The organism is Pseudonocardia benzenivorans CB1190 (assembly GCF_000196675.2).
In the GTDB taxonomy this organism is placed as follows: domain Bacteria; phylum Actinomycetota; class Actinomycetes; order Mycobacteriales; family Pseudonocardiaceae; genus Pseudonocardia; species Pseudonocardia benzenivorans.
On record NC_015312.1, the window covers coordinates 1,836,852 to 1,861,478 of the forward strand.

At 74.4% G+C, this 24,627-nt stretch carries 26 protein-coding genes; 14 read left to right on the forward strand and 12 right to left on the reverse strand.

Annotation, left to right across the window (positions count from 1 at the left end):
* Nucleotides 1–6: 6 nt before the first annotated feature.
* Nucleotides 7–627: a helix-turn-helix transcriptional regulator gene (locus PSED_RS08840; RefSeq protein ID WP_013673905.1), complete on the forward strand. Its 621-nt coding sequence runs from the start codon at nt 7–9 to the stop codon at nt 625–627.
* A 45-nt stretch (nt 628–672) separates the two neighbouring features.
* On the opposite strand, the gene PSED_RS08845 is transcribed toward PSED_RS08840, so the two are convergent.
* Nucleotides 673–876, reverse strand: coding sequence for a hypothetical protein (locus tag PSED_RS08845; RefSeq protein WP_013673906.1), 204 nt, complete (start codon nt 874–876; stop codon nt 673–675).
* A 138-nt stretch (nt 877–1,014) separates the two neighbouring features.
* On the opposite strand from PSED_RS08845, the gene PSED_RS08850 reads away from it, so the two are divergent.
* Nucleotides 1,015–1,788 (forward strand): acyltransferase, encoded by a 774-nt coding sequence (locus tag PSED_RS08850; RefSeq protein WP_013673907.1) that lies wholly within the window; start codon nt 1,015–1,017, stop codon nt 1,786–1,788.
* A 50-nt stretch (nt 1,789–1,838) separates the two neighbouring features.
* Here PSED_RS08850 and PSED_RS08855 read toward each other — a convergent pair whose 3' ends face one another.
* Nucleotides 1,839–3,104 carry a glycosyltransferase family 4 protein gene (locus PSED_RS08855; protein ID WP_041760769.1) on the reverse strand — a complete coding sequence of 422 codons (1,266 nt, stop codon included), beginning with the start codon at nt 3,102–3,104 and terminating at the stop codon, nt 1,839–1,841.
* 22 nt (nt 3,105–3,126) lie between these two features.
* Entirely contained in the window at nt 3,127–3,984 is an 858-nt protein-coding gene (locus PSED_RS08860; RefSeq protein WP_013673909.1) for a LysR family transcriptional regulator, read from the reverse strand.
* A gap of 96 nt (nt 3,985–4,080) precedes the next feature.
* Here PSED_RS08860 and PSED_RS35625 point away from each other — a divergent pair, with 96 nt between their 5' ends.
* From PSED_RS35625 to PSED_RS08910, 11 genes are all read left to right on the forward strand, one after another.
* On the forward strand, nt 4,081–4,209 hold the full coding sequence (locus PSED_RS35625) for a putative leader peptide (RefSeq protein WP_379652802.1): 129 nt from the start codon (nt 4,081–4,083) through the stop codon (nt 4,207–4,209).
* A 145-nt stretch (nt 4,210–4,354) separates the two neighbouring features.
* Nucleotides 4,355–5,725, forward strand: coding sequence for an LLM class flavin-dependent oxidoreductase (locus PSED_RS08865; RefSeq protein WP_013673910.1), 1,371 nt, complete (start codon nt 4,355–4,357; stop codon nt 5,723–5,725).
* 30 nt (nt 5,726–5,755) lie between these two features.
* Nucleotides 5,756–7,288, forward strand: a complete 1,533-nt coding sequence (locus PSED_RS08870) for an ABC transporter substrate-binding protein (protein ID WP_013673911.1) — start codon at nt 5,756–5,758, stop codon at nt 7,286–7,288.
* Entirely contained in the window at nt 7,285–8,322 is a 1,038-nt protein-coding gene (locus tag PSED_RS08875) for an ABC transporter permease (protein ID WP_013673912.1), read from the forward strand. Before PSED_RS08870 ends, PSED_RS08875 begins: the two co-directional genes overlap by 4 nt.
* Nucleotides 8,322–9,173, forward strand: coding sequence for an ABC transporter permease (locus PSED_RS08880; RefSeq protein WP_013673913.1), 852 nt, complete (start codon nt 8,322–8,324; stop codon nt 9,171–9,173). Before PSED_RS08875 ends, PSED_RS08880 begins: the two co-directional genes overlap by 1 nt.
* A complete protein-coding gene (locus PSED_RS08885) occupies nt 9,154–9,963 on the forward strand; it encodes an ABC transporter ATP-binding protein (RefSeq protein WP_013673914.1) in 810 nt (269 codons plus the stop codon). The genes PSED_RS08880 and PSED_RS08885 overlap by 20 nt, the downstream gene beginning before the upstream one ends.
* Nucleotides 9,956–10,807, forward strand: coding sequence for an ABC transporter ATP-binding protein (locus PSED_RS08890; RefSeq protein ID WP_013673915.1), 852 nt, complete (start codon nt 9,956–9,958; stop codon nt 10,805–10,807). The genes PSED_RS08885 and PSED_RS08890 overlap by 8 nt, the downstream gene beginning before the upstream one ends.
* Complete coding sequence (locus PSED_RS08895; RefSeq protein WP_013673916.1) at nt 10,804–11,583, forward strand: alpha/beta hydrolase; 780 nt, start codon at nt 10,804–10,806, stop codon at nt 11,581–11,583. Before PSED_RS08890 ends, PSED_RS08895 begins: the two co-directional genes overlap by 4 nt.
* The gene (locus PSED_RS08900; RefSeq protein ID WP_013673917.1) at nt 11,580–12,035 is read left to right on the forward strand and encodes a cupin domain-containing protein; all 456 of its coding nucleotides are present in this window, start codon (nt 11,580–11,582) and stop codon (nt 12,033–12,035) included. The genes PSED_RS08895 and PSED_RS08900 overlap by 4 nt, the downstream gene beginning before the upstream one ends.
* Before the next feature lie 181 nt (nt 12,036–12,216).
* Nucleotides 12,217–12,522, forward strand: coding sequence for an antibiotic biosynthesis monooxygenase family protein (locus PSED_RS08905; RefSeq protein WP_013673918.1), 306 nt, complete (start codon nt 12,217–12,219; stop codon nt 12,520–12,522).
* Between the two features lie 108 nt (nt 12,523–12,630).
* Complete coding sequence (locus PSED_RS08910) at nt 12,631–13,473, forward strand: trypsin-like serine peptidase (protein WP_041759428.1); 843 nt, start codon at nt 12,631–12,633, stop codon at nt 13,471–13,473.
* On the opposite strand, the gene PSED_RS08915 is transcribed toward PSED_RS08910, so the two are convergent.
* Nucleotides 13,422–14,996, reverse strand: coding sequence for a 1,4-alpha-glucan branching protein domain-containing protein (locus PSED_RS08915; protein WP_013673920.1), 1,575 nt, complete (start codon nt 14,994–14,996; stop codon nt 13,422–13,424). The two genes, PSED_RS08910 and PSED_RS08915, sit on opposite strands and share 52 nt — an antisense overlap.
* On the reverse strand, nt 14,993–15,730 hold the full coding sequence (locus PSED_RS08920) for a class I SAM-dependent methyltransferase (RefSeq protein WP_013673921.1): 738 nt from the start codon (nt 15,728–15,730) through the stop codon (nt 14,993–14,995). The genes PSED_RS08915 and PSED_RS08920 overlap by 4 nt, the downstream gene beginning before the upstream one ends.
* A gap of 399 nt (nt 15,731–16,129) precedes the next feature.
* On the opposite strand from PSED_RS08920, the gene PSED_RS08925 reads away from it, so the two are divergent.
* Nucleotides 16,130–16,975: an AraC family transcriptional regulator gene (locus PSED_RS08925; protein WP_013673922.1), complete on the forward strand. Its 846-nt coding sequence runs from the start codon at nt 16,130–16,132 to the stop codon at nt 16,973–16,975.
* 7 nt (nt 16,976–16,982) lie between these two features.
* Here PSED_RS08925 and alc read toward each other — a convergent pair whose 3' ends face one another.
* From alc to PSED_RS08960, 7 genes are all read right to left on the reverse strand, one after another.
* Entirely contained in the window at nt 16,983–17,912 is a 930-nt protein-coding gene (alc, locus tag PSED_RS08930) for an allantoicase (protein WP_013673923.1), read from the reverse strand.
* Nucleotides 17,905–19,230 (reverse strand): allantoinase AllB, encoded by a 1,326-nt coding sequence (gene allB / locus PSED_RS08935; protein WP_013673924.1) that lies wholly within the window; start codon nt 19,228–19,230, stop codon nt 17,905–17,907. The genes alc and allB overlap by 8 nt, the downstream gene beginning before the upstream one ends.
* A complete protein-coding gene (locus PSED_RS08940; RefSeq protein ID WP_041759430.1) occupies nt 19,227–19,601 on the reverse strand; it encodes an allophanate hydrolase-related protein in 375 nt (124 codons plus the stop codon). The genes allB and PSED_RS08940 overlap by 4 nt, the downstream gene beginning before the upstream one ends.
* A gap of 70 nt (nt 19,602–19,671) precedes the next feature.
* Nucleotides 19,672–21,942, reverse strand: coding sequence for a xanthine dehydrogenase subunit D (gene pucD / locus PSED_RS08945; protein ID WP_013673926.1), 2,271 nt, complete (start codon nt 21,940–21,942; stop codon nt 19,672–19,674).
* Nucleotides 21,939–23,273 carry an 8-oxoguanine deaminase gene (locus tag PSED_RS08950; RefSeq protein ID WP_013673927.1) on the reverse strand — a complete coding sequence of 445 codons (1,335 nt, stop codon included), beginning with the start codon at nt 23,271–23,273 and terminating at the stop codon, nt 21,939–21,941. Before PSED_RS08950 ends, pucD begins: the two co-directional genes overlap by 4 nt.
* A complete protein-coding gene (locus PSED_RS08955) occupies nt 23,270–23,740 on the reverse strand; it encodes a (2Fe-2S)-binding protein (protein WP_013673928.1) in 471 nt (156 codons plus the stop codon). The genes PSED_RS08950 and PSED_RS08955 overlap by 4 nt, the downstream gene beginning before the upstream one ends.
* Nucleotides 23,740–24,612, reverse strand: coding sequence for an FAD binding domain-containing protein (locus tag PSED_RS08960; protein WP_013673929.1), 873 nt, complete (start codon nt 24,610–24,612; stop codon nt 23,740–23,742). Before PSED_RS08960 ends, PSED_RS08955 begins: the two co-directional genes overlap by 1 nt.
* Between the last annotated feature and the right edge of the window lie 15 nt (nt 24,613–24,627).

The window sequence follows — 24,627 nt, forward strand, 5'->3', positions numbered from 1 at the left end:
GGCGGGATGTCGGCGCGTGTGGTGGTCGTCGCGCCCGTCGACGTCGCGGCCCGGCTGGCCGCGGCACTCGGAGCGGCCGGCCTGCCCGTCGAGGGCCGTGGGCCCGATCCGGCGACCGTGCCGCCCCGCGGCGACGTGGTTGTGGTCGTCGACGTCGGTCTCGACGACGCCGCGCCCGTCGGCGCACCACCCGTCGTCGACACGGTGCTGGAGGCCGCGCCCGGGGCGGCGGTGCTCGCCGTCGCCGCCGACGTCGTGCCCGGGCAGGTGCTCGCGGCGCTGCGCGCGGGGGCGTCGGGGTTCCTGTGCCGCGACACCGACGGGTTCGCCCTGGCCGACGCGGTCCGCCGGGTCGCCGCCGGTGACGTCGTCTTCGGCCCCGGTATCGCCGACCTCGTCCTCGACGCCCATGGCGCGGGCGCGTCCGCCGGGCCCGTGGTGCTCACCGAGCGCGAGGCCGACGTCGTGCGGCTCGTCGTGGACGGCCTGACGGCCAGGCAGATCGGGGTGCGGCTGGTGCTGTCGCCGCGGACGGTCGAGAACCACGTGCAGCGCATCCAGCGCAAGCTCGGCGTCAGCGGCCGGGCGGCGATGGTGCGCTTCGCGATCGAGAACGGGCTCGCCTGACCGCGGCGCCGGCGGTGCCGGTCCCGACGGCGTGTGCGATCCGGCTCACTCCGACCGCGTCGGCTCGCTCGCGGCCTCGTCGGCGACCTCCCGGCTCGCCGCCCCGCTCGTGCCCTCGTCGCCGTCCCCGCCGCCGACGACCGTGGTGACCGAGTCGTCGCCGTCGGAATGGGCGCCGGGGTCGACGACCGAGCCGTGCGGGCCCTCGTCGCCAGGGGCGTCGCCGGTGCGGGATCCGTTGTCCACCATGTCGCCGGCCTACCCGGGCCGGTGCCGCGGCACACTCCGTCCGTCGGACGCGCGCACCCGCACTGCTCGCGCCGGGGCCGCGGGCGACCATCAGGTTGCGCTCGGGCTCCGGTGTGCTCGCGCAATAGGGTCCCGGGCATGACCAGCATGTGGGGGGCGCCGGTGTGGCGGCGCTGGGCCCGGCGCGGCGGCGACGACGAACAGGCGCGCTTCCTCACCCTGGCCTCGCTGCGCTGGGTCGTCCGGCACCGGGCATGGACGCCGTGGTACCTCGTCCGCTACGCGCGGCTGCTGCGCTTCCGGCTGGCCAACCCGCACGTCGTGCTGCGGGGCATGGTGTTCCTGGGGCGCCGGGTCGAGCTGCACGCGCGACCCGGGTACGGACGCCTCGAGATCGGCCGCTGGGTGCACATCGGCGACGGCAACTCCATCCGCTGTCACGAGGGTTCGCTGCGCATCGGCGACAAGGTCGTCCTCGGCAAGGACAACACCGTCAACTGCTACCTCGACGTCGAGATCGGGGCGGCGACGATCGTCGCCGATTGGGTCTACGTCACCGACTTCGACCATCGCACCGACGACGTCCACGTCCCGATCAAGGACCAGGGGATCGTCAAGTCGCCGGTGCGGATCGGGCCGGACTGCTGGCTCGGGGTGAAGTCGACGGTGTTGCGCGGCACCAGGATCGGCCGCGGCAGCGTGCTCGGGGCGCACGCCGTGGCGCGCGGGGAGATCCCGGCGTTCTCGGTCGCCGTCGGGACCCCGGCGCGGGTCGTGCGCGACCGCGTCGCCGACTACGAGGCCGCCGCCGCGCAGCGTGCCGCACTGGCCGACATCGCGCGCAAGACCGAGGCCGCGGTCCGCGAGCAGCTCGCGCAGACCCCCGAGCTGTCGCCGCCGACCGAGCCGTAGCCGCCGTCGACGCCCCACCCGAACCCGGGACGAGCGGGGGCCTGCGCGTGTCACGCCGGACCGAGCACGTTCCCCGTGGGGATCTTCGGCCGGCCCACGTCGATCGGGCCGCCCGCCGGCGCGGCAGCGTAGATCTCGGCGGTCCGGACCGCGATGACCGGCCAGCCGAAGTCGGGGCCGAGCCGGGCCCGCGCCCGGTGGGCCCGTTCGGCCGCGGCGGCGGGGTCGGCGAGCACCGCATCGACGGCGGCCGCGATCCCCGCGACGTCGCCGGGCGCGAACGACAGTCCGGTCTCGCCGTCGACGACGACCTCACCCAGCCCGCCCGCCGTCGACGCGACGAGCGGCGCCCCGGCCGCGGCGGCCTCCAGCGCGACGATGCCGAAGGGCTCGTAGCGGCTGGGCAGGACGACGGCCGACGCGGCCGTGAGCAGCGCGGCGAGCTCGTCGTCGGGGAGGTGTCCGGCGAAGGTGACCGAACGGCGGACCCGGAACCGGCGCGCCTGCTCGACCAGCATCTCGCGCTGGGTCCCGGTGCCCGCGACGACCAGCCGCGTCCCGGGGTAGGCCCGTCGCACCCGCGGCAGCGCCGCGATCAGGTCCTGGACGCCCTTCTCGTACTCGAGGCGTCCGAAGCTCGCCAGCAGCGGCACCCCGCCCGGCGCCCAGCGGCGGCGGGCCGCCTCCCGCGCGGTCGGCGGCACGCTCCACCGTCGGGGGGCGATCCCGTTGTGCACCACGGAGATCTCAGAGGGATCGAGGTCGAACAGGGTGGCGACCTCGGCGCGCATCGCCCGTGAGCAGGTGACCACGGCGTCGGCGCGGCGCGCGAGCCACCACTCGACGGAGTGCACCTGCCGGCTCAGCGGCGTCGTCAGCCAGCCGGCGTGCCGGCCCGCCTCGGTCGCGTGGATCGTCGCGACGAGCGGGACGCCGAGGACGTCGGCCAGCGCGATCGCGGGGTGCGCGACGAGCCAGTCGTGGGCATGCACGACATCGGGGCGCCAGCCGGCCAGCCGGGTCAGCGCGGCACGCAGCATCGCGTGCCCCATCGCGAGCGCCCAGGCGACGAGGTCGTCGGAGAAGCGCAGGTGGGCAGGGTCCTCGGCGACGTGCAGGACCCGGATCCGGGGATCGTCGGGATCGGGGCCGTCGGTGGTCGGGTGGGTCGCGGCGTCGGTGCCCGTCTGTCGGCGCGACACGACGACGACCTCGTGGCCCGCTGCGGCGAGCTCGCGCACGAGGGCGTGCACGTGCCGCCCGAGGCCGCCGACGACGACCGGCGGGTACTCCCAGCTCAGCACCAGTACACGCATCCGCGCCATGGTGGCAGGCCGGTCAGCCCGCGACGTCGAGGACCTGCCTGATCGAGCGCGCGGCCTCGACGGCGAGCTCCCTGCGCAGCCCGCGCCGGGAGCGGACGGCCAGCGCGATGGGTTCGGCGACGGGCAGGTCGTCGCGCTCGACGAGTCCCTCCGGCGTGCGCCCGACGGTGGCCAGCAGGGCCACGCCCAACCCCGCCCTGGCGGCGGCCAGCACCCCGCCGAGGTAGGCCGCGTCACACACGACGGCGGCGGGCGTGTGGTGCGCGGCAAGGGTTTCCAGGGCCCGGTTGCGGATGGCGCACGGCTCGTCGAAGGCGACGAGCGGGATGGCGGTCCCGTCGGTCGGGGGAGCCCAGCCGGGTGCGGAGTACCAGCGCAGGGTCAGCCGGCCCGAGCCGGTGGAGCGGTCGTCGTCGGGGGCGCCGAACAGCAGCGCGAGATCGACGTCGCCCCTGTCCAGGGCCGTCCGCAGCACCGCGCCGCGGTCGAGCCGGAACCGGATGCGGGCGACGCCCAGCGAGGCCTGCAGCGCCGAGGCCAGCTCGGGCAGCAGCTGGTCGGCGGCGTGCTCGGTCGAGCCGACGACGACCTCGTCGGTCTCGGGTGCGTTGCCGATGCGGCGCATGGCCTCGTCGTGGATCTCCAGCATCCGCCGGGCGTCGGCCAGCAGCATCTCGCCCGCCGCCGTCAGGCGGGAGGTCCGGCCCTCCCGGACCATCAGGGGCTGCCCGATCGTCGCCTCCAGCCTGCGGATGTGGTGGCTCACCGTCGGCTGGCTGACGTGCAGTGCATTGGCGGCACGATGGAACCCGCCGCAGTCGGCGACGGCGACGAAGCTGCGCAGCTGCGTGAGCTCGAGGGTCCTGGCCATAGGGGGAGCGAAGCACAGACCGATCAATGTTCTCTATCGGATGTGATCGGAACCGCGAGTTGGACCGGGCCGATCCCCTCGTGACACCATCGGGTCATGGCAGACCGCCCGGCTTCCGCCCGCACCGCACGGTGCGTGGCCGCCGGCGCCGTCATGCTCACCCGACGCCGTGCCGTCGATCTCGGCCGGACGTCCACCGCGACGTGTCGTCGCCACACCGCCTGACCGGCCGCGCCCGCTGAGCGCCGCCGGGGCACCCGTGTGCCCCGTGCCGGCCGGTCGTCCCATCCCGTGCCTCCGACAGTCCTCGCACCGCTCCCGCGCGCCGCCGCGTCCGGAGCGGCCTCCTCCTGCGCAGAAAGGCGGACCCATGGTCCGGCAGTTGAAGCTCGGCGCCGTCCTGATGGGGGTCGGCGGCCCCGGCCAGCACGACACCTGGACCCACCCCGAGATCCCCGGCGACGCCAGCATCGACATCCGCTGGTACATCGAGCGGGCGCGGCAGGCCGAGGCCGCACTGTTCGACCTGGTGTTCATCGTGGACAGCCAGTTCATCACCCCCGACTCGCCGCCGCACTACCTCAACCGGCTCGAGCCGCTGACGCTGCTGTCGGCCCTCGCGGTCTCGACCAGCCACATCGGACTCGTCGGCACGCTCACGACGTCGTACAACACGCCGTTCAACCTGGCGAGGCGGCTCGCGTCGCTGGACCTGATCTCGGGCGGCCGGGCGGGCTGGAACGTCGTCGCGACCGGCGACGGCGGCACCGCGGCGAACTACAGCCGCGACGAGCACTTCGACTACCCCTCGCGCTACGGCCGGGCGCTGGAGTCGGTGCGGGTCTGCCAGGGGCTGTGGGACTCCTACGAGGACGACGCGTTCCCGCGCGACGTCGCGACCGGCGTGTTCCTCGACCCGAGCCGCCAGCACCGCCTCGACCACGTCGGCGAGCACTTCTCGGTGCGCGGGCCGCTCAACATCTCGCGGTCGCCGCAGGGCCGGCCGGTGATCTTCCAGGCCGGCGACTCCGACGAGGGCCGCGACCTCGGCGCGGCCGTCGGCGAGGGGATCTTCACGCACTCGCCGACGCTGGAGAAGGCGCAGGCGTTCTACCGCGACATCAAGTCCCGGGCCGCGGCCAAGGGGCGCAACCCCGACCACGTCGTGATCATGCCCGGCGTCACGCCGGTCATCGCCGACACCGACGACGAGGCCCGCGAGATCGAGCGCGCCACCCGGCTCGGGAAGGACTTCGACAAGAACCTCGCCCAGTTCGGCAGGCCCTTCGGCTGGCACGACTTCTCGGGCTACGACCTCGACGCGCCCTTCCCGGAGCTGGGCGACCTCGGCGCCGACTCCTTCCGCACCCAGGCCGAGCAGATCAAGAAGGTGGCCAGGGAGAACGGCTTCACGCTGCGCCAGACCGTGGAGCACTTCATGTCGTCGACACCCGCGCCGTTCGTCGGCTCGGCCCCGACCGTCGCCGCCGAGATCGAGCGCTGGTTCACCGGCCGCGGTCTCGACGGGCTCAACGTGCACGTCACCGTGCCCAGCGAGTTCGCCCGGTTCACCGACGAGGTGCTCCCGATCCTGCGCGAGCGCGGCGTCGTGCGCGCCGACTACGAGGCCACGACCCTGCGCGGCAACCTCGGGCTGCCGATCCCGCGCAACGTCCACACCGTGGAGCGGGAGGCCCGCGAGGCGCGCGACGCCCGCGTCCCGGCACCCGCACACGCCTGACCGACCCGAGTCCCCGGAGGACCAACCCTCATGGCCCGCCCCCGCACCCTGCTCAGACTGGCCGCGCTCGCCGCGGCCGCCGCCGTCGCCCTCGCCGGTTGCGGCGCCGGCGCCGGCTCGGCGTCCGGATCGACCCTGAAGTGGGGCTTCTCCCTGCCCACGTCGTGGGACCCGGTCACGTCCAGCACCGGCAACGACATCAACACGATCAGCCTCGTCTACGCCTCGCTCACCCAGCTCGACGAGAAGGCCACCGCCATCCCGGGCCTGGCCCGGTCGTGGGACTACAACGCCGACGGCACCGCCGTCACGTTCCACCTGCGGCCCGGCCTGACCTTCACCGACGGCACCCCGCTCGACGCCGACGCGGTGAAGCAGAGCCTGCTGCGCGGCAAGACCCAGCAGAACTCGCTGCTCAAGGACCAGCTGGCGACGATCTCCGACATCACCACCTCCGGTGACCTCGACGTCACCCTGCACCTGGCGGCGCCGGACTACCAGGTGCCCAACCTGCTGGCGGGCAAGACCGGCGAGATCGTCAGCCCCGCGGCGTTCACCAAGGACGCGGCCGCGATCCCGACCGCGCCGGTCGGGGCCGGCCCCTTCAAGTTCGAGTCGTTCGTGCCGGAGTCGAAGGCCGTGCTGGTCAAGAACCCGGGCTACTGGAACGCCGACGCGATCAAGATCGACCGCTTGGAGCTCACCCCCACGACCGACCCGGCGACGGTCATCGCCGCCGTGCAGTCCGGGGCCCTCGACGTCTCGTTCATCCCCGGCAACCAGATCCCGCAGGCCAAGGCCGCGGGGCTCGAGGTCGACGTCATCGACTCGATGCAGGTCAACCAGGTCGACGTCAACAGCACCCTCGAACCGTTGACCGACCGCCGCGTCGTCGACGCCCTCAAGTACGCGATCGACCGCGAGCAGATCATCGACGTGATCAACGGCGGCGTCGGCGACGCCGTCTCCCAGCCGTTCCCGAAGGGCTACGTCGCCTACGACCCGAGCCTGGACACCGCCTTCGCCTACGACCCGGCCAAGGCCAGGCAGATGCTCGCCGACGCCGGCTACGCGCCGGGGCAGCTCTCGCTCACGGTGACCGTCAACGCGCTCTCGCAGGCGACCGCCGAGCTCGTCCAGCAGCAGCTGCAGGCGGTCGGCGTCAACGCGACGATCAAGGTGGTGCCGCCGGGCTCGTCGACCTGGCAGCAGGAGGTCTACCTGGGCCGCAAGGCGCAGTTCGCGCTCGACGGCACCGTCGGCCGCGAGTCGCCGGTGCAGAACCTCATGGTGGTCTACGGGTCGCAGGGCCTGATGAACACGAGCAAGGTCGCGACGCCGGAGTTCCTCGCCGCGCTCGACGCGGTGCGCCGCACCCCGCTCGACGCCCCGAACTACCCGCAGGTGCTGCAGGCCGCGGTGCGCGCGGGCGTGCAGATGTCGCCGAGCTTCTCCCTCGGCACCCAGCCGCGCGTCGCGGTGCGCAGCAAGAAGGTCTCGCCGCTGCCGCACTTCCTGTCGCAGTACCGGTGGGAGGGCGTCACGGTGGGGAGCCCGTCGTGACCGCGACGGTCGTCGAGAGCACCTGGGCGAACCCGGCCGCCGTCGCGGGACCCGCGCGCGGCGGCGCGGTCCCGGCCGTCGCGGGCGCGGCCCGCTGGCTCCTGCGCACCCTCGCGCTCACCGTCCCCGTCTTCCTGTTCGCGACGTTCCTGACGTTCCTGCTGGGCGCGGTCAGCGGGCTGAGCCCGGCCGGTCTCCTGCTCGGTGACGCGGCCACCCCGGCCGACGTGGCCCGCGTCCGCGCCGAGCTCGGGCTCGACCGGCCCGTGCTCGTGCAGTACGTCGACTGGCTCTCCCACGTCGTGCGCGGAGACTTCGGCAGCTCGTGGCTCAACGGGGTCAGCGTGTCGTCGCAGATCGGCGACCGCCTCTCGGTCAGCCTCTCGGTGGCCGGGTTCGCGCTGCTCATCGCGGTGGTCGCGGGCACGGCGCTCGGCGTGGGCGCCGCGGTGTGGCGCGGGACGTGGTTCGACCGCGCGGTGACGGTCTTCTGCTCGGTCGTGGCCGCGCTGCCGCCGTTCGTCGTGGCCGTCGCGCTGATCGTGGTGTTCAGCGTGCTGCTGCCGCTGGTCCCGTCGGCCGGGTACGTGCCGTTCGACCAGGACCCCGGCATGTGGCTGACCCTGATCACGCTGCCGGCCGTCGCGCTGAGCCTCGACGCCGTCGCCGACATCGCCCGCCAGCTGCGCACCGGTCTCGCCGGGGCCTATCGGGAGAACTACGTGCTGGGCGCCGTCGTCCGCGGGCTCGGTCCGCGCCGCATCCTGTTCAACCACGTGCTGCGCAACGGTGCCGGCCCCGCACTGAGCGTGCTCGGGCTGCGCATCCCGATGCTCGTCGGCGGTGCCGTCGTCACCGAGTCGATCTTCGGCATGTCGGGCTTCGGCCGCTTCGCCGCCGACGGCGCGTTGCGCGGCGACGTCCCGGTCGTGCAGGGCACGCTCGTCGTCGCGATCGTGCTGGTGCTCGTGGCGAACACGATCGTCGACGCGCTGCTGCTGCGGCTGCGCCCCGCCGCCCGGCGGAGGTCCTGATGCGCCGCGTCCTCGCCGGCCGGGTGGGCGTGGTCTCGGTCGCGGTGCTGGCGGTGATCGCGCTGCTCGCCGCGTTCGGGCCGCTGCTCGCCCCGCACGACCCGCTGTTGCAGGACCCGCGCGCGATCCTCGCCGGGCCGTCGGCACAGCACTGGCTGGGCACCGACAACCTCGGCCGCGACGTGCTCAGCCGGCTGCTCGCCGGGTCGACGCTCTCGCTGGTCGCGGGCGTCGAGGCCGTGGCCGTGGGGCTGGTGCTCGGCGTCGTTCCGGCGCTGCTGTCGGTCCATCTCGGACGGGTCGTCGAGTGGGTGTCGCTGCGCGTCATGGAGACGTTCGTGACCCTTCCGTTCCTGGTGTTCGCCGTCGCGATGACCGCGTTGCTGGGCAACGGGTTGCAGCAGGCGATGCTCGCCGTCGGGATCCTGATCGCCCCCGGCTTCTACCGGGTCACCCGCGCCGCGGCGCTGCCCGTCGCGACCGCCCAGTACGTCGAGGCCGCCGTGCTCGCCGGCGCCTCGCCGTGGACCGTCCTGCGCCGGCACGTGTGGCCCAAGGTCGTCCCCGCCGTCGCGGTGAGCACCGCGAGCCTGCTGGGGGCGAGCCTGGTGATCGTGTCGTCGCTGACGTTCCTCGGCATCGGCATCACCCCGCCGACGCCGACGTGGGGCGGGATGCTCGCCACCGACCTGCAGTACCTCTACCAACGCCCGTTCGGCCCGTTCGTGCCCGCGGCGCTGATCGTCGCGACGGTCGGGGCGTGCAACGGGCTCGCCGACGCGCTGCGGGACGGCCCGTCCCGCCGTCCCGCCCGGCGGAAGGTGGTGGCCGATGTTGCTGCGAGTACGTGACCTGTCCGTCCACACCGGGGACACGACGCTCGTCTCCGGGGTGGACCTGCGGCTCGACCGCGGTGCGACGCTGGGCGTCGTCGGGGAGTCGGGCAGCGGCAAGTCGCTGACCTGCCGGTCGATCCTCGGCATCCTGCCGCCGGGCCTGCGCAACGGCGACGGGACCGTCGTCGAGTTCGACGGGACCGATCTGCGCGGGCTCGACGAGCGCGGCTGGCGCGAGTACCGCGGCACCCGCATCGGCGCGGTGTTCCAGGACCCGGCCTCCTACCTCAACCCGTCGATCGGTGTCGGTGCCCAGCTCGCGGAGGTGCTGCGGGTCCGCGTCGGCCTCGGCAGGCGCGCCGCCCGCGACCGTGCCGTGGAGCTGCTGGCGGACATGGGGCTGCGCGACCCGGCGCGGGTGTACCGGCAGTACCCGTTCGAGCTCTCCGGCGGCATGCTGCAGCGGGTGCTGATCGCCGTCGCGATCAGTGCCGAGCCCGACCTGCTCATCGCCGACGAGGCGACCACCGCCCTCGACGTCACCGTGCAGGCCGAGGTCCTCGACCTGCTCGCCGACCTGCGCGACCGCACCGGGCTCGCGCTGCTGCTCGTCTCGCACGACCTCGCCGTCGTCGCGCAGGTCTGCGACGAGGTGATCGTCATGCGCGACGGCGCGGTCGTCGAACGCGGGCGCGCGGGCGACGTGCTCGCCGCACCGTCGCACCCCTACACCCGTTCGCTGATCGACGCGCACACCCGCTACGGCATCGAGAAGTTCCGGCTCGAGGAGGCGCAGCGTGGCTGAGCCGCTGCTCGAGGTCGCCGGGTTGGCGGTCGCGCTCGGCCGCGGCCGGGGACGACGCGAGATCCTGCACGGTGTCGACCTCACCGTCGGGGCGGGCGAGAGCGTCGGGCTGATCGGGGAGACCGGATCGGGCAAGAGCACCCTCGCGCGCACGGTCGTCGGCCTGCACCGCGCGGCACGGGGACGCATCCGGGTCGCGGGGACGGAGGTGACGTCGTTGCGCGGGCGACGGTTGCGGGCGTTCCGCCGCAGCGGCGTCGTGCAGTACGTGTTCCAGGACCCGCTGCGCAGCCTCGACCCCGACCTGACGGTGGGGGAGTCCGTCGGGTTCGGGATCCCGGACGCGGGCTCCCGGGTGGCCGATGCGCTCCGTCTCGTCGGCCTCGACCCGGCGCTCGCGTCCCGGCTGCCGGGGGAGGTCTCCGGCGGGCAGCGGCAGCGCGCCGCGATCGCCCGCGCGATGATCGCCGGGCCGCGCCTGCTGATCTGCGACGAACCCGTCAGCGCGCTCGACGCCGCGACCCGCGTGCAGGTCCTCGACCTGCTCGTCGCGCTCTGTTCCGAGAACGGCATCGGCCTGCTCTACATCTCCCACGACCTCGGGTCGGTCGCGGGCGTCACCGACCGGCTCGCCGTGCTGCACCACGGCGACGTCGTCGAGGCGGGCACGACCGAGCAGGTCGTCGCCGCCCCGCGCCATCCCTACACCCGCCTGCTCATCGGCTCGGCCCCCACCGTCGACGGCGGGGGCATGAGCCGCACGGAGCGCGCCGAGCTGCGCGCCCTGTTGTCCGCGAGCTCGTCCACGGGCGGGTCCGTCCCGCTCGGAAAGGTGGTTCCGTGACCGTCACGAGTGCCGGCCCCGGCACAGTCCCCAGGACGCCCGACGCCGTCCCGGTCGTCGCTTCCTGGCGCGAGCCGGCCGGCGTCAGCCCGCGCGGGACGGTCGTCGTCGTCCCCGGACGGGGCGAGCACGCCGGGGTCTACGAGCGGTTCGGTCGTCGGATCAGCGCGGACGGCTACCGCGTCTGGGCCGTCGCCGACCCCACGGTCGACGCCGACCGGACCGAGGGCCAGGTCCGGGCGCTGCTGCCCGCCGAACCCGGGCCGGTCGTGCTCGTCGGGTCCGACAGCGGTGCGCTCTTCGCCGCCGGTCTCGTCGCGTCCGGGTTGCCGCACGTCGCCGGGCTCGTCCTCGCCGGGCTGCCCGCGTCCGCCGGTGCCGCCCCCGGGTCGTGGGACGACGAGCTCGCCGCCCGGACCGCCTGCCCGACGCACCTGGCTAGGCTCGGCGACGACCCCGCCGTGCGCCGCGGTGCGCTCGCCGACGCGATCCCGCCGTCCTGGTTCGCCGCGGCGGACCCAGCGGCCGTCGGTGTCCCGGTGCTCGGCGTGCACGGCGCGGCCGACACCGTCAGCCCGCTCGACGGAGCCCGCGGCTGGTACGCGGGCGTCGCGACCGTCGAGCTCGTCACCGTCGTCGGCGGGCGGCACGACGCGCTCAACGACGCCACCCACCGCGCCGCCGCGGCATCGGTGGTGCTGTTCCTCGAGCGCCTGCGGCTGGGCCCGGACCTGCCCGCGATCGTCCGCGTCGAGACCCCGGGGGCCGCCCGATGACGTTCCATCCCGACCTGACGGCGACCGTGGCACCCTCGCGTGCCCGCATCCACCACGTCCGCGCGGGGGAGCTGGTCGGCGACACCGCGCAGACCAGCGGCATGACCCGGCTGGAGGCGGTGAGCGGCAAGACCGTCGGCTCCGAGCGGATCTGGACGGGCGAGACGCACGTCGCCCCGTCGACCAACTCCGGCAACCACCACCACGGCGAGGCCGAGACGTCGATCTACATCGTCAGCGGACGACCCGCGTTCGTGTTCCACGACGGTGCGGGCGAGGTGCGAATCCAGACCGGGCCGGGCGACTACATCTTCGTCCCGCCCTACGTCCCGCACCGTGAGGAGAACCCGGACCCCGACGAGCCGGCCGTCGTGGTCATCTCGCGGAGCACGCAGGAGGGCATCGTCGTGAACGTGCCGGAGCTGACGCCGTTGCCGGTGGCGCCCGCCTGACCCGTGCGGCGATGGTCGCCATGGCGACCATCGCCACGCACGAGCACGGTCGGGTCGCCGGCGAGGGGGCGCCCGATCGGACAGCTCCGCGGGACCGCCGGCGGCGTACGTCGCCCCTGCCTTGCCGACACTGTGTCGGTAAGATGGGGTGCGTCGCTCACTATTCCCCTGGAGGCACGGGATGTACGTCGTTCACAACCGCATCGAGGTCACCGCGGAGCAGGCCGCGGCGTTCGAGGAGACCTTCACGGCGAGCATGCGCGCCACGCTGAACGGCGTGCCCGGCCTGCGCCGCAGCCTGCTGCTGCGCCCGGCGAAGGCCGGTGGCGCCTACGTGTCCACGATGGAGTTCGACTCGGCCGACGACTTCCGCGCCTGGATGAGGTCCGACTCGTTCAAGGCCGCGCACTCCGACACGCAGGCCCCGGGGATGCAGGCGCCGTCCGCGATCGAGCTGTTCGACGTCCTCGAGGACTTCGCGGCCTAGCGTTCCTCGCCACCCCTGCGGCGGCCCCGCCCGGGCATCGGCTCCCTGTGGCTGCGCTGTGAATGGGCGCCCCGCCCGTGCGCGACGCACCCGGTGCCGGGATCCTGGGTGCGGACCGAGGGGGGCGGCGTGCGGGGACGGCCGGCATGGGCGGTGACGGCGGGAGTCGTCGTGTGCCTCGCGGTCGTCGTGTGCCTCGTGGTCGTCGCGGCGTCCGGGACGGCGTCGGGGTCACCGGCCGCGCCGGCGCCCCAGCTCCCGGCCGCCACCCCCGCACACCGGACCGGCCCCGCCGCCGTCGCAGGCGTGGCCTGGCCCGCCGTCGGGGCGATCTTCGACGCCGCCGACGTCGGGTCCGACGGTGAGGGCTGGGGTGAGCACTTCTGCAGCGGCGCCGTCGTCGACACCCCGGCGGGGGACACGGTGATGACTGCCGCGCACTGCGTCGCCGACGGTGACGGCACGCCCGCACGGACCGATCTCGTGTTCGTCCCCGGGTACCACGACGGTGTCGCGCCGTTCGGGATCTGGACCGTCCGCGACACGGCCGTCGACCCGCGCTGGGTCGCCGCCGCCGATCCCGACCTCGACGTGGCGTTCCTCGCGGTGGGCCGCGACGGCGCCGGACCGATCCAGGACGTGACCGGCGGCTACCGGCTCGCGATCGACCCCGGCGACGGTGGTCCGGTGCAGGTCGTCGGATATCCCGAGGACGCGGCCGGGCCCGTCGCCCCGACCGGCGTCGCGACCCGGTTCAGCCCCACCCAGCTGCAGCTCGCCGACGCGGATCTGCCCGGCGGCACCAGCGGCGGGCCGTGGCTGCGCGACGGCACCCGGATCATCGGCGTCACCGGCGGCTACCAGCAGGGCGGCGAGAGCGACGACGTCTCCTACGCCAGCTACCTCGACGCCGACACCGTGGCGCTGCTCGCGACGCTGACGGCGGCCTGACGGGCCCCGGGCCGGACGGCGCCGAGCCTGCGGGCGTCGACGTGGCCGAACGGCCCCGGCTCCCAGCTCGCCACCGCCGCCTGCGCGGCCCGCCGGTCGCCGGCCGCGAGCAGCCGTGCGAGCGTCGCCACCCGGTCGGCGTGCCCGTGGGCGCGGGACCGGGCGTAGTCGGCGGCGGAGTCGTGGCTGACCATGAACGCCCAGTCGCTCGACAGGGCCAGCAGGGCCTGCTCGGCGAGGGCGTCGCGCAGCGGGTCGCGGGCGGCGGTGGCGTGCGCGGGGGCGGGGTGCGCGGGGGCGGGGTGCGCGGTGGCCAGCAGGTCGCGCTGGACGGCCTGGCCGCGCCGCACCAGATCGGCGACCGGGTCGCCGTCCCAGACGTGCCAGTCCTTGCCCAGCCCCCACGACGACCTCGGCAGCTCCACGGGTGTGCCGACGAGTCCCGCGTCCACGGCCCCGGCCAGCGTCGTGGCCCGTACGCCCGCCTCCGGGAGCGCCCGCAGCACCGCCTCCAGCCAGGCCGGGCCCTCGTGCCACCAGTGCCCGAACAGCTCGGTGTCGAAGGCGGCGACCGCCAGTCCGGGCCGGCCCAGCCGCGCCCGGATCCCCGTCAGCCGCTCCCGGACGACACCGACGAAGTCCGCCGCGTCCCGTGCCAGGGCCGCCGCGGCGCGGTCGGGGTCGTAGGGGCGCTTGTCCTGTGGGGCAACGTGTTTCCCGGTCACGCGCGACGGTTTGAGTCCGGAGCGGTGGTCGAACGTGTGGAAGTCGCGGTAGTCGGGGTGCCCCGGGTAGCCCGCGCGCGGCGACCAGACCCGGTAGGTGACGTCGAGGTCGCGGCCGGCGACGAGCACGCCCGAGTCGCCGACCGGACGCAGCAGCGCCGTGTCGCCGTGCAACGCCGGACCGTCGACGACGAACCTGTCGACGCCCGCCGCCGCGTACCCGGTCTCCATCCCCGGTGCGTAGCCGCACTCCGGGGCCCAGATCGCGGCCGGTCGCACCCCGAAGCGGCGGGTGTGGTCGACGAGCCCGGCGTCGAGGGCGAAGGCGCGGACCCGGTCGTCGAGCAGGGGCGCGAAGGGATGCGTCGCCGGGCCGCCGAGCAGTTCGAGCGCGCCCGCGTCGGCGAGCCCGCGCAGCACCGGGGCGCCGCCGTGGCGCCAGCGGGCCTCGAAGCCGCGCAGTGCCGCCGTCGCCGCCCGGTGCTCGCGGCGGGCCAGGTCGGGCAGCCGCGTGGCCGCCTCGTGGGCGCGCAGCAGCCAGCCGCCGAGCCAGTCGTGCATGCCGCGCAGGCAGTGCGGGTCGTCGAGCTGGGCGGCGAGCACCGGCGTGACGCCGAGCGTCAGCAGGTCGCGGCGACCCTCCGCGGCGAGCCGCTCGAGCACGTCGACGACAGGCAGGTACGCGTGCGCCCACGACTGGTAGAGCCACTCCTCGCCGACGGGCCAGCGCCCGTGGTGGGCGAGCCACGGCAGGTGCGAGTGCAGGACGAGGCAGAACGTGCCGACCGGTTCGGTCATCCGGCGATCGCGACGAGGTCGAGGCTGTCGTCGAGCGCGATGTCGTGCAGTACGAAGTCCGCGGCCGTCACCGACGCGACGTCCGCGGCGAGCGCCGGCGACAGCTCCGTGCCCGCGAGCGCCGCCGCGACCTGGGCCTCGACGATCGAGCCGCCGTGCCGGGCGTCGAGCTCGCGCAGCCGTGCGCCGTGGTGCAGGCCCAGCATCTCGACGTCGTCGAACCCGTCGGCGCGCAGTAGGTCCTCGAGTTCGGCGGGGGCGAACTCCCGGCTGTGGAACGGGTTGAGCGGCGTGTCGCGGCCGGGGGAGAACGTGAGCCGGTTGGGCGTCGAGACGAGCAGCTCACCGCCGGGCCGCAGCACCCGGGCGCACTCGCGGACGAACCGCTCCTGCTCCCACAGGTGCTCGATCACCTGCAACGACACGACCACGTCGATCACGCCCGTCGCCACGGGCAGCGCGACGAGGTTGCCCCGCGCCGGTGCGACCCGCGGGTAGCGGCGGGCGACGTGCTGCACGGTCGGGACGTCGTGGTCGAGGGCGAGGACCCGATCGGCGTGTCCGGCGACCAGATCGGCGCCGTACCCTTCCCCGCAGCCTGCCTCCAGGACCATGCCCGTGCAGCGCGGCAGCAGAGCGAGGTAGACGGCCTCATGACGGCGGAACCAGTAATTCTCGGCGGCGACATCCGGCACGGTGCGCTCGCCGGTCAGTGGCAGGCCGGGCGCGGTCATCGATCGACCGTATCCCGCGCGCATCTCGGCGGCTGGGGCGCGGTCCGACCCGTGGTGTGGCACCGCGCGCAACCTCACTGCTGCTGCTGAACCCGGGAGCCGCCGGACGACCGTGGGGTTGCGCGCGATCGGCCGATCCACGCCGCTGCCGCAACGGTTGGCCGCACAGCAGGCTCGGCGAGCACGACCAACTCGGCGGGCTCGACGTTTCCGCGACATGTGCCGCCGTGTCGCGGCGAACACGTCATCCGTGACCAGTACCCGTCGACCGCCCGGAGAGCCGCACCCGACCGCGCGGCTCCGACGCGATCCCCGCCGTCCCGAGCGAGCTTCGCACTCGGCACCGGCCGACCCGAACCGGCCGACGGAACGACGCAACGCCGATACCGTCGGCCCCCGATGTCGCAGAAACGTCGATCCGTCGCAGCTGAGCCGCATCTCGTCGTCCGGTCGGCCGTCGGCGACCACCTCGACGGCCAGGAGATCGCCGAGCACCGCCACGACTGGCACCAGCTCGTGTACGTCCGCTCCGGGTTGATGACCGTCCGCACCCCGGCGGGAGCATGGTTCGCCCCGCCGACGTGGGCGGTGTGGGTGCCGGCACGGGCCCGGCACTCGATCCGGTTCGCCGGCCGCAGCGCTGTGCGCACCCTCTACCTGCGACCCGGCATCGGCGGCTATGGCGAGTGCCGCGCCCTCGCGGTCTCGCCGCTGCTGCGCGAGCTGATCGTCCGGGCCGCCGACATCGGGATGCTCGACGAACGTGTCCCCGTCGAGGCCGCGATGGCCGCCGTGATCCTCGCGGAGCTGCCGGTGGACACCCGCGGCGTCGACGTCCCGGGTGCCGAACCTGCCGACGCCCGCACCTCGGCGCAGGCCGCGCGTCACGGAGACGGCCCGTCGGCGTTCACCCTCCCGGAACCGGAGAGCCCGCTGATGGTGAAGGTAGCGGCGATGCTCGACGCCGGCGCGACCCTCGCGGTGATCGCGCGCCGCTTGGAGATCGGCGTCCGCACGCTCGAACGCCGTTTCCACGACGAGACCGGCATGACCCCCGGCCGCTGGCGCCGGCAACGGATGTTGCTGCGCGGTCTGGAACGCATCGCCGAGGGGGCGACGGTCGCAGCGGCGTCGGAGATCGCAGGCTACGAGACCCCCAGCGCCTACGTCGCGGCCTTCCGCGCGACCTTCGGCACCACCCCCGGGCACCTGTTTCCCGTGAACCCACAAGCCTGTGAACGCTGACCCGCGGCTATGCCTGCGGGACGAAGGAGCCGTGCAGCCGCAGGCGGGCCATGCCGCCGTCGGGGAAGACGTCCATCCGGACCTGGGTCACCGGGCCTGCGCCGGGGAGGACGAAGCGGTGCCGGGTGTCGGGCTCCAGGGGCGTGCGCGGCAGCAGCGGCTCCCAGGGTGAGGCGTCCGACAGGCGACCCTGCAGGGACGCCGACCCGGGGGCGTTGTGCAGGAACCAGCTCGTGTCCAGCTCGGCGACCCGCACGACGGCCGGCCCGGCGAGGGCCAGCTCGACCCAGTCGTTGCCGTCGTCGCGCCGCCGCGCGGTCTCCCAGCCCTCGCCCATGCTGCGTGCGGGTCCGGGGAGCAGCAGGTTCTGCGGCGAGCTGTAGAAGAGGTTCGAGCAGGCCGTCACGCGGCCGCCGTTCTCGATCGCGGCGAGGTCCACCGACCCGAGCGCCGCCAGTAGCGCAGGGTCGGGCTTCGCCACGCCGTGGACGCGCAGCCGCGCCACGCCGCCGTCGGGGAAGATCCGCAGGCGGACGTGGGTGATGCGGTCGTCGCACTGCACGTCGAAGGCGTTCTCGGTGTCGCCCTTGATCGGCGAGCGGGCGACGAGCGGGACCCAGGTGTCGCCGGCGAGCCCGTCGACGGCGGCCTCGGGCGGGTAGTTGCCGGTGAACCACGCGGTGTCGACGACGATCCCGCGCACGACGCCGGGCGCCCCGAGGCGGACGACGGCCTCGTCGTGGCCGGGCTCGCGACGGCGGCGGGTCTCCCAGCCGTCGTAGACCTTGCCCTTGGGTCCGAACGTCGACGGGTCGAAGACGGCGGGGCCGGGGGTGATCAGGTTCTCGCGGGTCGCGAAGGCCTCGTCGTTGGCGGAGACGACGGCGCCGCCGACGTCGCGGCGGGCCAGGTCGGGCAGGAGCCGGAAGTCAGACACGGGCGTCCTCTCTGCTCAGCAGCCGGCCGCGCGGAGCCTCACCGTCGGTGATCACGGTGCCGCGCAGCCAGGTCGCGCGGACGACGCCGTGCAGCGTGCGGCCCGCGTAGGGGGTGACGGGGTTGCGGTGGTGCAGTGCCCCGACGGCGAAGGTGGCGTCGGGGGCGAAGACCGTGAGGTCGGCGTCCGCGCCGGGCTCGATCCGGCCCTTGCTCGTCAGTCCGACGAGATCCGCGGGGCGCCGGGACATCCAGGTCACGACGTCGGCAAGGTCGATCCCGCGCGCCCGCGCCTCGGTCCACACGATGGGCAGCCCGATCTGCAGGGAGGCGATACCGCCCCAGGCAGCGCCGAAATCGCCGCACAAGGAGTCGAAAGAGTCGAGGCGCTTCAGGTCCGGGGTGCAGGGGGAGTGGTCGGACACGACGATGTCGATCGTGCCGTCGACGAGCCCCTGCCACAGCGCGTCACGGTTGTCGGCCTCGCGCACCGGCGGGCAGCACTTGAAGCGGGTGTCGCCGTCGGGTACCTCCTCGGCGGTGAGCGCGAGGTAGTGCGGACAGGTCTCGACGGTGACGCGCACCCCGTCCGCGCGCGCCGCGGCGAGCAGCGGGAGCGCGTCGGCGGACGAGAGGTGCACGACGTGCACCCGGGCACCGGTCTCGCGGGCGGCGGCCAGCAGCCCGGCGATCGCGGAGTCCTCCGAGGCGCGGGGCCGCGAGGCGACGAAGTCGGCGTAGCGCCGCCCCCCGGCGGGTGTGATGAGCGCGCCGTCCTCGGCGTGGGCGATGAGCAGGCCGTCGAACGCGGCGAGTTCCCGGAGGGCGGGTCGTGGGTCGGGCAGGGGCGGGAACTCGGGTACCCCGGAGTCGACGAGGAACGCCTTGAACCCGACGACGCCGGCGTCGTGGAGCGGGCGCAGCTCGGACCCGTTGCCGGGGATCGCCCCGCCCCAGAAGGCGACGTCGACGAGACACTGCCCGGCCGCCGCGGCTCGCTTCGTCGCCAGGAAGGGAACGGACACCGTGGGCGGCAACGAGTTCAGCGGCATGTCGACGATCGTCGTCACCCCGCCCGCCGCGGCCGCCCGGGTCGCCGACGCGAAGCCCTCCCACTCGGTGCGGCCGGGCTCGTTGACGTGCACGTGGGTGTCGACGAGCCCGGGCAGCAGCACCTCGTCGTCGGCGAGCGTGATCTCCTGCGCGGCCACGGCGTCGGAGAACGGGAGGACCGCCGCGATCCGCGAACCGTCGACCACGACGGCGGCCGGACGCAGCGATCCCTCGACGAGCGCCCGGCGGGCCCGCAGCACGATCACGGCTGCTGCTCCCGGTACGCCCGCCAGCTCGCGAGGTCGGAGATGTCGGTCGGCGCGGGCCCGCCGTCCCACGGACGCCGCAGGATCATCGCGAGCGACCCGCTGCCGTCGGCCAGCTCGATGACACCGAGCTCCAGGCCGGCCGGCTCGCCGGGCAGGAGCACCTCGCGCAGCTGCTCGTAGGAGAGCTCGTAGACCTCGCCCTGTACGGCGGCGCCCTGGTCCGGGCCGACGTCCTCCAGCGCCGGATACGCACCGTCGACGGCGTGGAACCGGTAGCGCTTCGCCGTCGTCGTCGCGGTCACGAGCGCGGCGCCGCCGACCAGGTGGTGATCGGCGCCGCCGGCCATCGCCGTGCCGTTCAGGAACATGCGGGGCACACGAGCCTCCAACGAGTAGGGGGTCGTGAGTGGCGATGGTCGCGAGAGCGACCATCGCCACTCACAGGGTGATGTGCTCCGGGCGGACGGGGACGCGGCGCAGGGCCTTGCCCGTCGCGGCGCGGATCGCCGCCGCCACCGCCGGGCCCGACGAGATCGTCGGCGGCTCGCCGACGCCTCGGACGCCGTAGGGCGCGTGCGGGTCGGCGTACTCCAGGACCTTCACCTGCATCGGCGGCATGTCGAGGATGGTCGGGATCAGGTAGTCGGTGAACGACGGGTTGCGCACCTTGCCGTCGGTCACGACGATCTCCTCCATCAGCGCCAGCCCCATGCCCTGGGCGCTACCGCCCTGGATCTGGCCGACGACGGCGTCGGGGTTGATCGCCCTGCCGACGTCCTGCGCGGTGTCCAGCGCGACGACCTTGACCAGGCCGAGCTCGACGTCGACGTCCACGACCGCCCGGTGCGCCGAGAACGCGTACTGCACGTGGGCGTCGCCCTGGCCGGTCTCCGGGTCGACCGGATACGTCGGCCGGTGGTGCCATTCGACGGTCTCCTCGACGGCCTCGTCGGCCAGTACCTCGGCCAGCACGGCGAGCACCTCGCCCGACGCGGAGACGATCTTGTCGCCGTCGAGACGGAGGCCGCTCACGCCGAGCCGCCGCGCGGACAGGGCGAGCACCGACTCCCGGACCGCCTCGCAGGCCGCCTTGACGGCGCCGCCGGTCACGTAGGTCTGGCGGGACGCGGACGTGGAGCCCCCGGAGCCGACCATCGTGTTCTTGGGGTGCACCACGACCCGGTCGACGCCCAGCTCGGTGCGGCAGATCTGCTGCTCGACGGTGATCAGGCCCTGCCCGACCTCGGCGGCGGCGGTGTGCACCGTCGCGACGGGCTCGCCACCGACGATCTCCAGCCGGACCCGGGCGGTCGAGTAGTCGTCGAAGCCCTCGGAGAACCCGACGTTCTTGTACGTGACGGCGTACCCGATCCCGCGGACGACGCCCTCACCGTGCGTGGTGTTGGACGCGCCGCCGGGCAGGTCGCGGATGTCGGGCCGGTCGTCCGGAGGCGGGGGCAGCGGCAGGTCGCGCACGGTGCGGATCAGCTCCGCGACGGGCGCGGCCGAGTCGATGAGCTGGCCGGTGATGTTGCGGTCGCCCTCGCGCATGCCGTTGAGCGCCCGGATCTCCACGGGGTCGACGCCGACCCGCTCGGCGAGCTCGTCCATCAGCGCCTCGTGGGCGAAGGCGGCCTGAACACACCCGAAGCCGCGCATGGCCCCGCACGGCGGGTTGTTCGTGTAGACGCCGCGCGCGTCGACGTGCACCGACGGGATGTCGTACGGGCCCAGGCCCAGTGTTCCGCCGTTGCCGACGACCGCCGTCGTCGACGAGGCATAGGCGCCGCCGTCGAACAGGATGTCGGCCTTGGCGTAGATCAGCCGGCCCCCCTCCGTGGCGCCGAACTCGTAGCGCAGCCACGCGGGGTGGCGGTGCACGTGACCGAAGAACGACTCCTCGCGCGAGTAGCTCATCTTCACGGGCTTGCCGGTGTGCATCGCGAGCAGGCAGGCGTGGACGTGCATCGACAGGTCCTCGCGACCGCCGAACGCGCCGCCGACGCCGGCCAGGTGCAGCCGCGCCCGGTCGGGCGGCAGGTCGAGCACCCGGCACACCTGCTGCTGGTCGACGTGCAGCCACTGCGTCGCGACGTAGAGGTCGAGCCCGCCCTCGCCGTCGGGCACCGCGAGCCCGGACTCCGGACCCAGGAAGGCCTGGTCCTGCATGCCGACCTCGAAGTCCAGTGCGACGACGACCGGTGCCGTCGGGGCGGGGTCGCCGCGGCGGATCGCCAGCTCGCGCACCAGGTTCCCGCCGGGCTGGACGAGCGGGGCGTCGTCGTCCAGCGCCCGGCGCGGGTCGGTCAGCGCGGGCAGCTCCTCGTAGTCGACGACGATCCGCTTGGCGGCGCGCCGGGCCGTCTCGGGATGGTCGGCGGCGACGAGGGCGACGGGTTCGCCCTGGTAGCGGACGACGTCCTCGGCGAGCGCGGGCTGGTCGAGGTGCTCGAGCCCGACGCGGTTCAGACCCGGGACGTCCGCATGGGTGAGCACCGCGTAGACGCCGGGGGTCGCCAGGGCGGCGCTGACGTCGATGGAGTGGATGCGGGCGTGCGGGTGCGGGCTGCGCAGCGTGACGCCCCAGCACATGTCGTCGTGCCACAGGTCGGACGAGTACGCGAACTCGCCGGTGACCTTGAGCGTGCCGTCGGGACGCAGCGGGGAGTCGCCGATCTTCCCGACGTTGCGGGTCTCGGTCGAGGTCATGACGCCTTCTCCAACAGGGTCTCGTGTACGGCGGCGCACTCGCGCGCGACGGCGGAGGTGTCGACGGTGACGACGCGGTCGCGCTCGACGACCGGCCGCCCGTCGACGAGCAGCAGCTCCAGCGGCGGCGGCGCACCGAGGACCAGCGCCGCGACGGGGTCGGCGACGTCGGCGTGGCCGAGGCCGTCGATGCGCCAGAGTGCGAGGTCGGCGAGCTTGCCGGGCTCGACGGAGCCGATCTCCCGCTGTCGGCCGAGCACGGAGGCGCCGCCGATCGTCGCCAGCTCCAGCGCGTCGCGGACCGTCAGTGCGGTCGGACCGCCCACCGCGCGGGCGAACAGCAGCGCGTGCCGGACCTCTTCCAGCAGGCTGCCGGCCTCGTTCGAGGCGGCGCCGTCGACCCCGAGGCCGACGCGGGCCCCGGCGTCGCGCAGGTCGCGGGTGCGGCAGATGCCGGCGCCGAGCCGGGCGTTGGACGAGGGGCAGTGCGCCACCCCGCTCCCGGTGGCGCCGACCTTCTTGACCTCGGCGTCGTCGAAGTGGATGCCGTGGGCGAACCAGACGTCCTCGCCGGTCCAGCCGAGGCTCTCCACGTACTCCAGCGGCGAGCAGCCGAACCGCTCGCGGCAGAACTCCTCCTCGTCGACGGTCTCGGCCAGGTGGGTGTGCAGCAGCACCCCGAGCCGCCGCGCCAGTTCCGCTGATTCGCGCATCAGCGAACCGGTCACCGAGAACGGCGAGCACGGCGCGAGCGCGATCCGCAGCATGGCGTCGGGCGACGGGTCGTGCCAACGGCGCACCGCCTCCTCCGAGGCGGCGAGGATCGCGTCGCGGTCCTCGACGACGTGGTCGGGTGGCAGGCCGCCGTCCTTGCGGCCCAGGTCCATCGAGCCACGGGTGGCGTGGAAGCGCAGCCCGACGTCGGCCGCGGCGCGGATCTCGGCGCCGAGCACGTCGCCGCCCTCGCGGGGGAAGACGTAGTGGTGGTCGGCAGCGGTCGTGCAGCCGGTCAGCGCGAGCTGCGACAGCGCGCCGGTGGCGCCGGTGTGCACGGCGTGCTCGTCGATGCCGGCCCACACCGGGTAGAGCGTGGTGAGCCACTCGAACAGCGTCGCGTCGACGGCCAGGCCGCGGGTGACCCACTGGTAGAGGTGGTTGTGGGTGTTGACGAACCCGGGGGTGAGCAGGCAGCCGCGGGCGTCGATCCGTTCTCCGGGAACCGGCGCCGGGCCGGGGCCGACGGCGGTGATCCGGTTGCCGTCGATCACGACGTGGCCGTCGGCGAACTCGGCACCGGTCACGGTGACGACATGGGCACCCTCGATGATCATGACTGCGCTCCCGCGGAAGCCGCCGCTCGCACCGCGTCCAGGATCTTCTCGTAGCCGGTGCAGCGGCAGAGGTTCCCCGCGAGCGCCTCCCGGATTTCGGGGTCGCTCGGGGAGGGGTTGCGCGCCAGCAGGTCGTGGGTGGAGACGAGGAAGCCCGGCGTGCAGAACCCGCACTGCACGGCACCGCACTCGACGAACGCCTGCTGCACCGGGTCGAGCCCGTCGTCGCCGGCGAGCCCCTCGACCGTCGTGACCTCGCGGCCCTGCGCCTGGCCCGCCGCGACGAGGCACGAGCACACCGGTACCCCGTCCATGTAGACGGTGCACGACCCGCATTCGCCCTGCTCGCAGGCGTTCTTGGACCCGGGCAGGCCCAGCCGCTCGCGCAGCGCGTACAGCAGGCTCTCGCCCTCCCACACGTCGTCGGCCTCGCGGCGCTCGCCGTTGACCGTCAGTTCGATCCGCATCAGGCGGCCCTCCGGTGCTCGTCCCAGGCCCAGGTGGCGGCGCGGCGCGCCATCACCGAGAGCGTGTGCAGGCGGTACGCGGCGGTGCCGCGCACGTCGTCGATCGGGGCGGCCGCGTCGCGCACCCTGCGGCCGAACTCGGCCGCCAGACCGTCGGGCAGCGCGGCGCGCGACTCCCACAGCCCGGCGGCCTCCAGCTCGCCGGCGAGGAACGCGGCGGCGGCGTCGGCCCGGCGCGGGGTCGGGGCGGCCGAGCCCACCCCGGTGCCGACCTCCTTGCGGTCCGGGTGCAGCGCGAACCCGAACGCGGACACCGCGATCACCATCGCGTTGCGGGTCCCGATCTTGCAGAACTGCTGCGGTCCCGCGGGCGGGGCGACGAGCACGGCGGCGATCAGCTCGTCGGGCGCGAGTGCGTTGCGCTTGACGCCGGTGAAGAACTCCGCGACCGGCACCTCCCGGGTGCCGCGCGCCGCCGAGGCGATCTCGACGACGGCGTCGGCGGCCAGCAGCGCCGGGTGCGAGTCACCGGCGGGGGACGCGGCGCCGAGGTTGCCGCCGACGGTGCCCCGGTTGCGGATCTGCGGCGAGCCGACGGTGCGGGCGGCCATCGCCAGCCCCGGCAGCCGGTCGCCCAGCTCGGCGATGACCCGCGCGTAGGTGACGCCCGCGCCGAGCCGGATGCGGCCGTCGTCCCAGGCCCACTCGCGCAGCTCCGGTACCCGGGTCAGGTCCAGCAGCGCGTCCGGACGACGATGGTCGAAGTTCAGCTCCACCATGACGTCGGTGCCACCGGCGACCGGCAGCGCGTCGGGCCGCTCCGCCTTCGCCGCGAGCGCCTCTGCCCACGTGCTCGGTGCCAGGAAGTCCATGCCGACGAGTACACC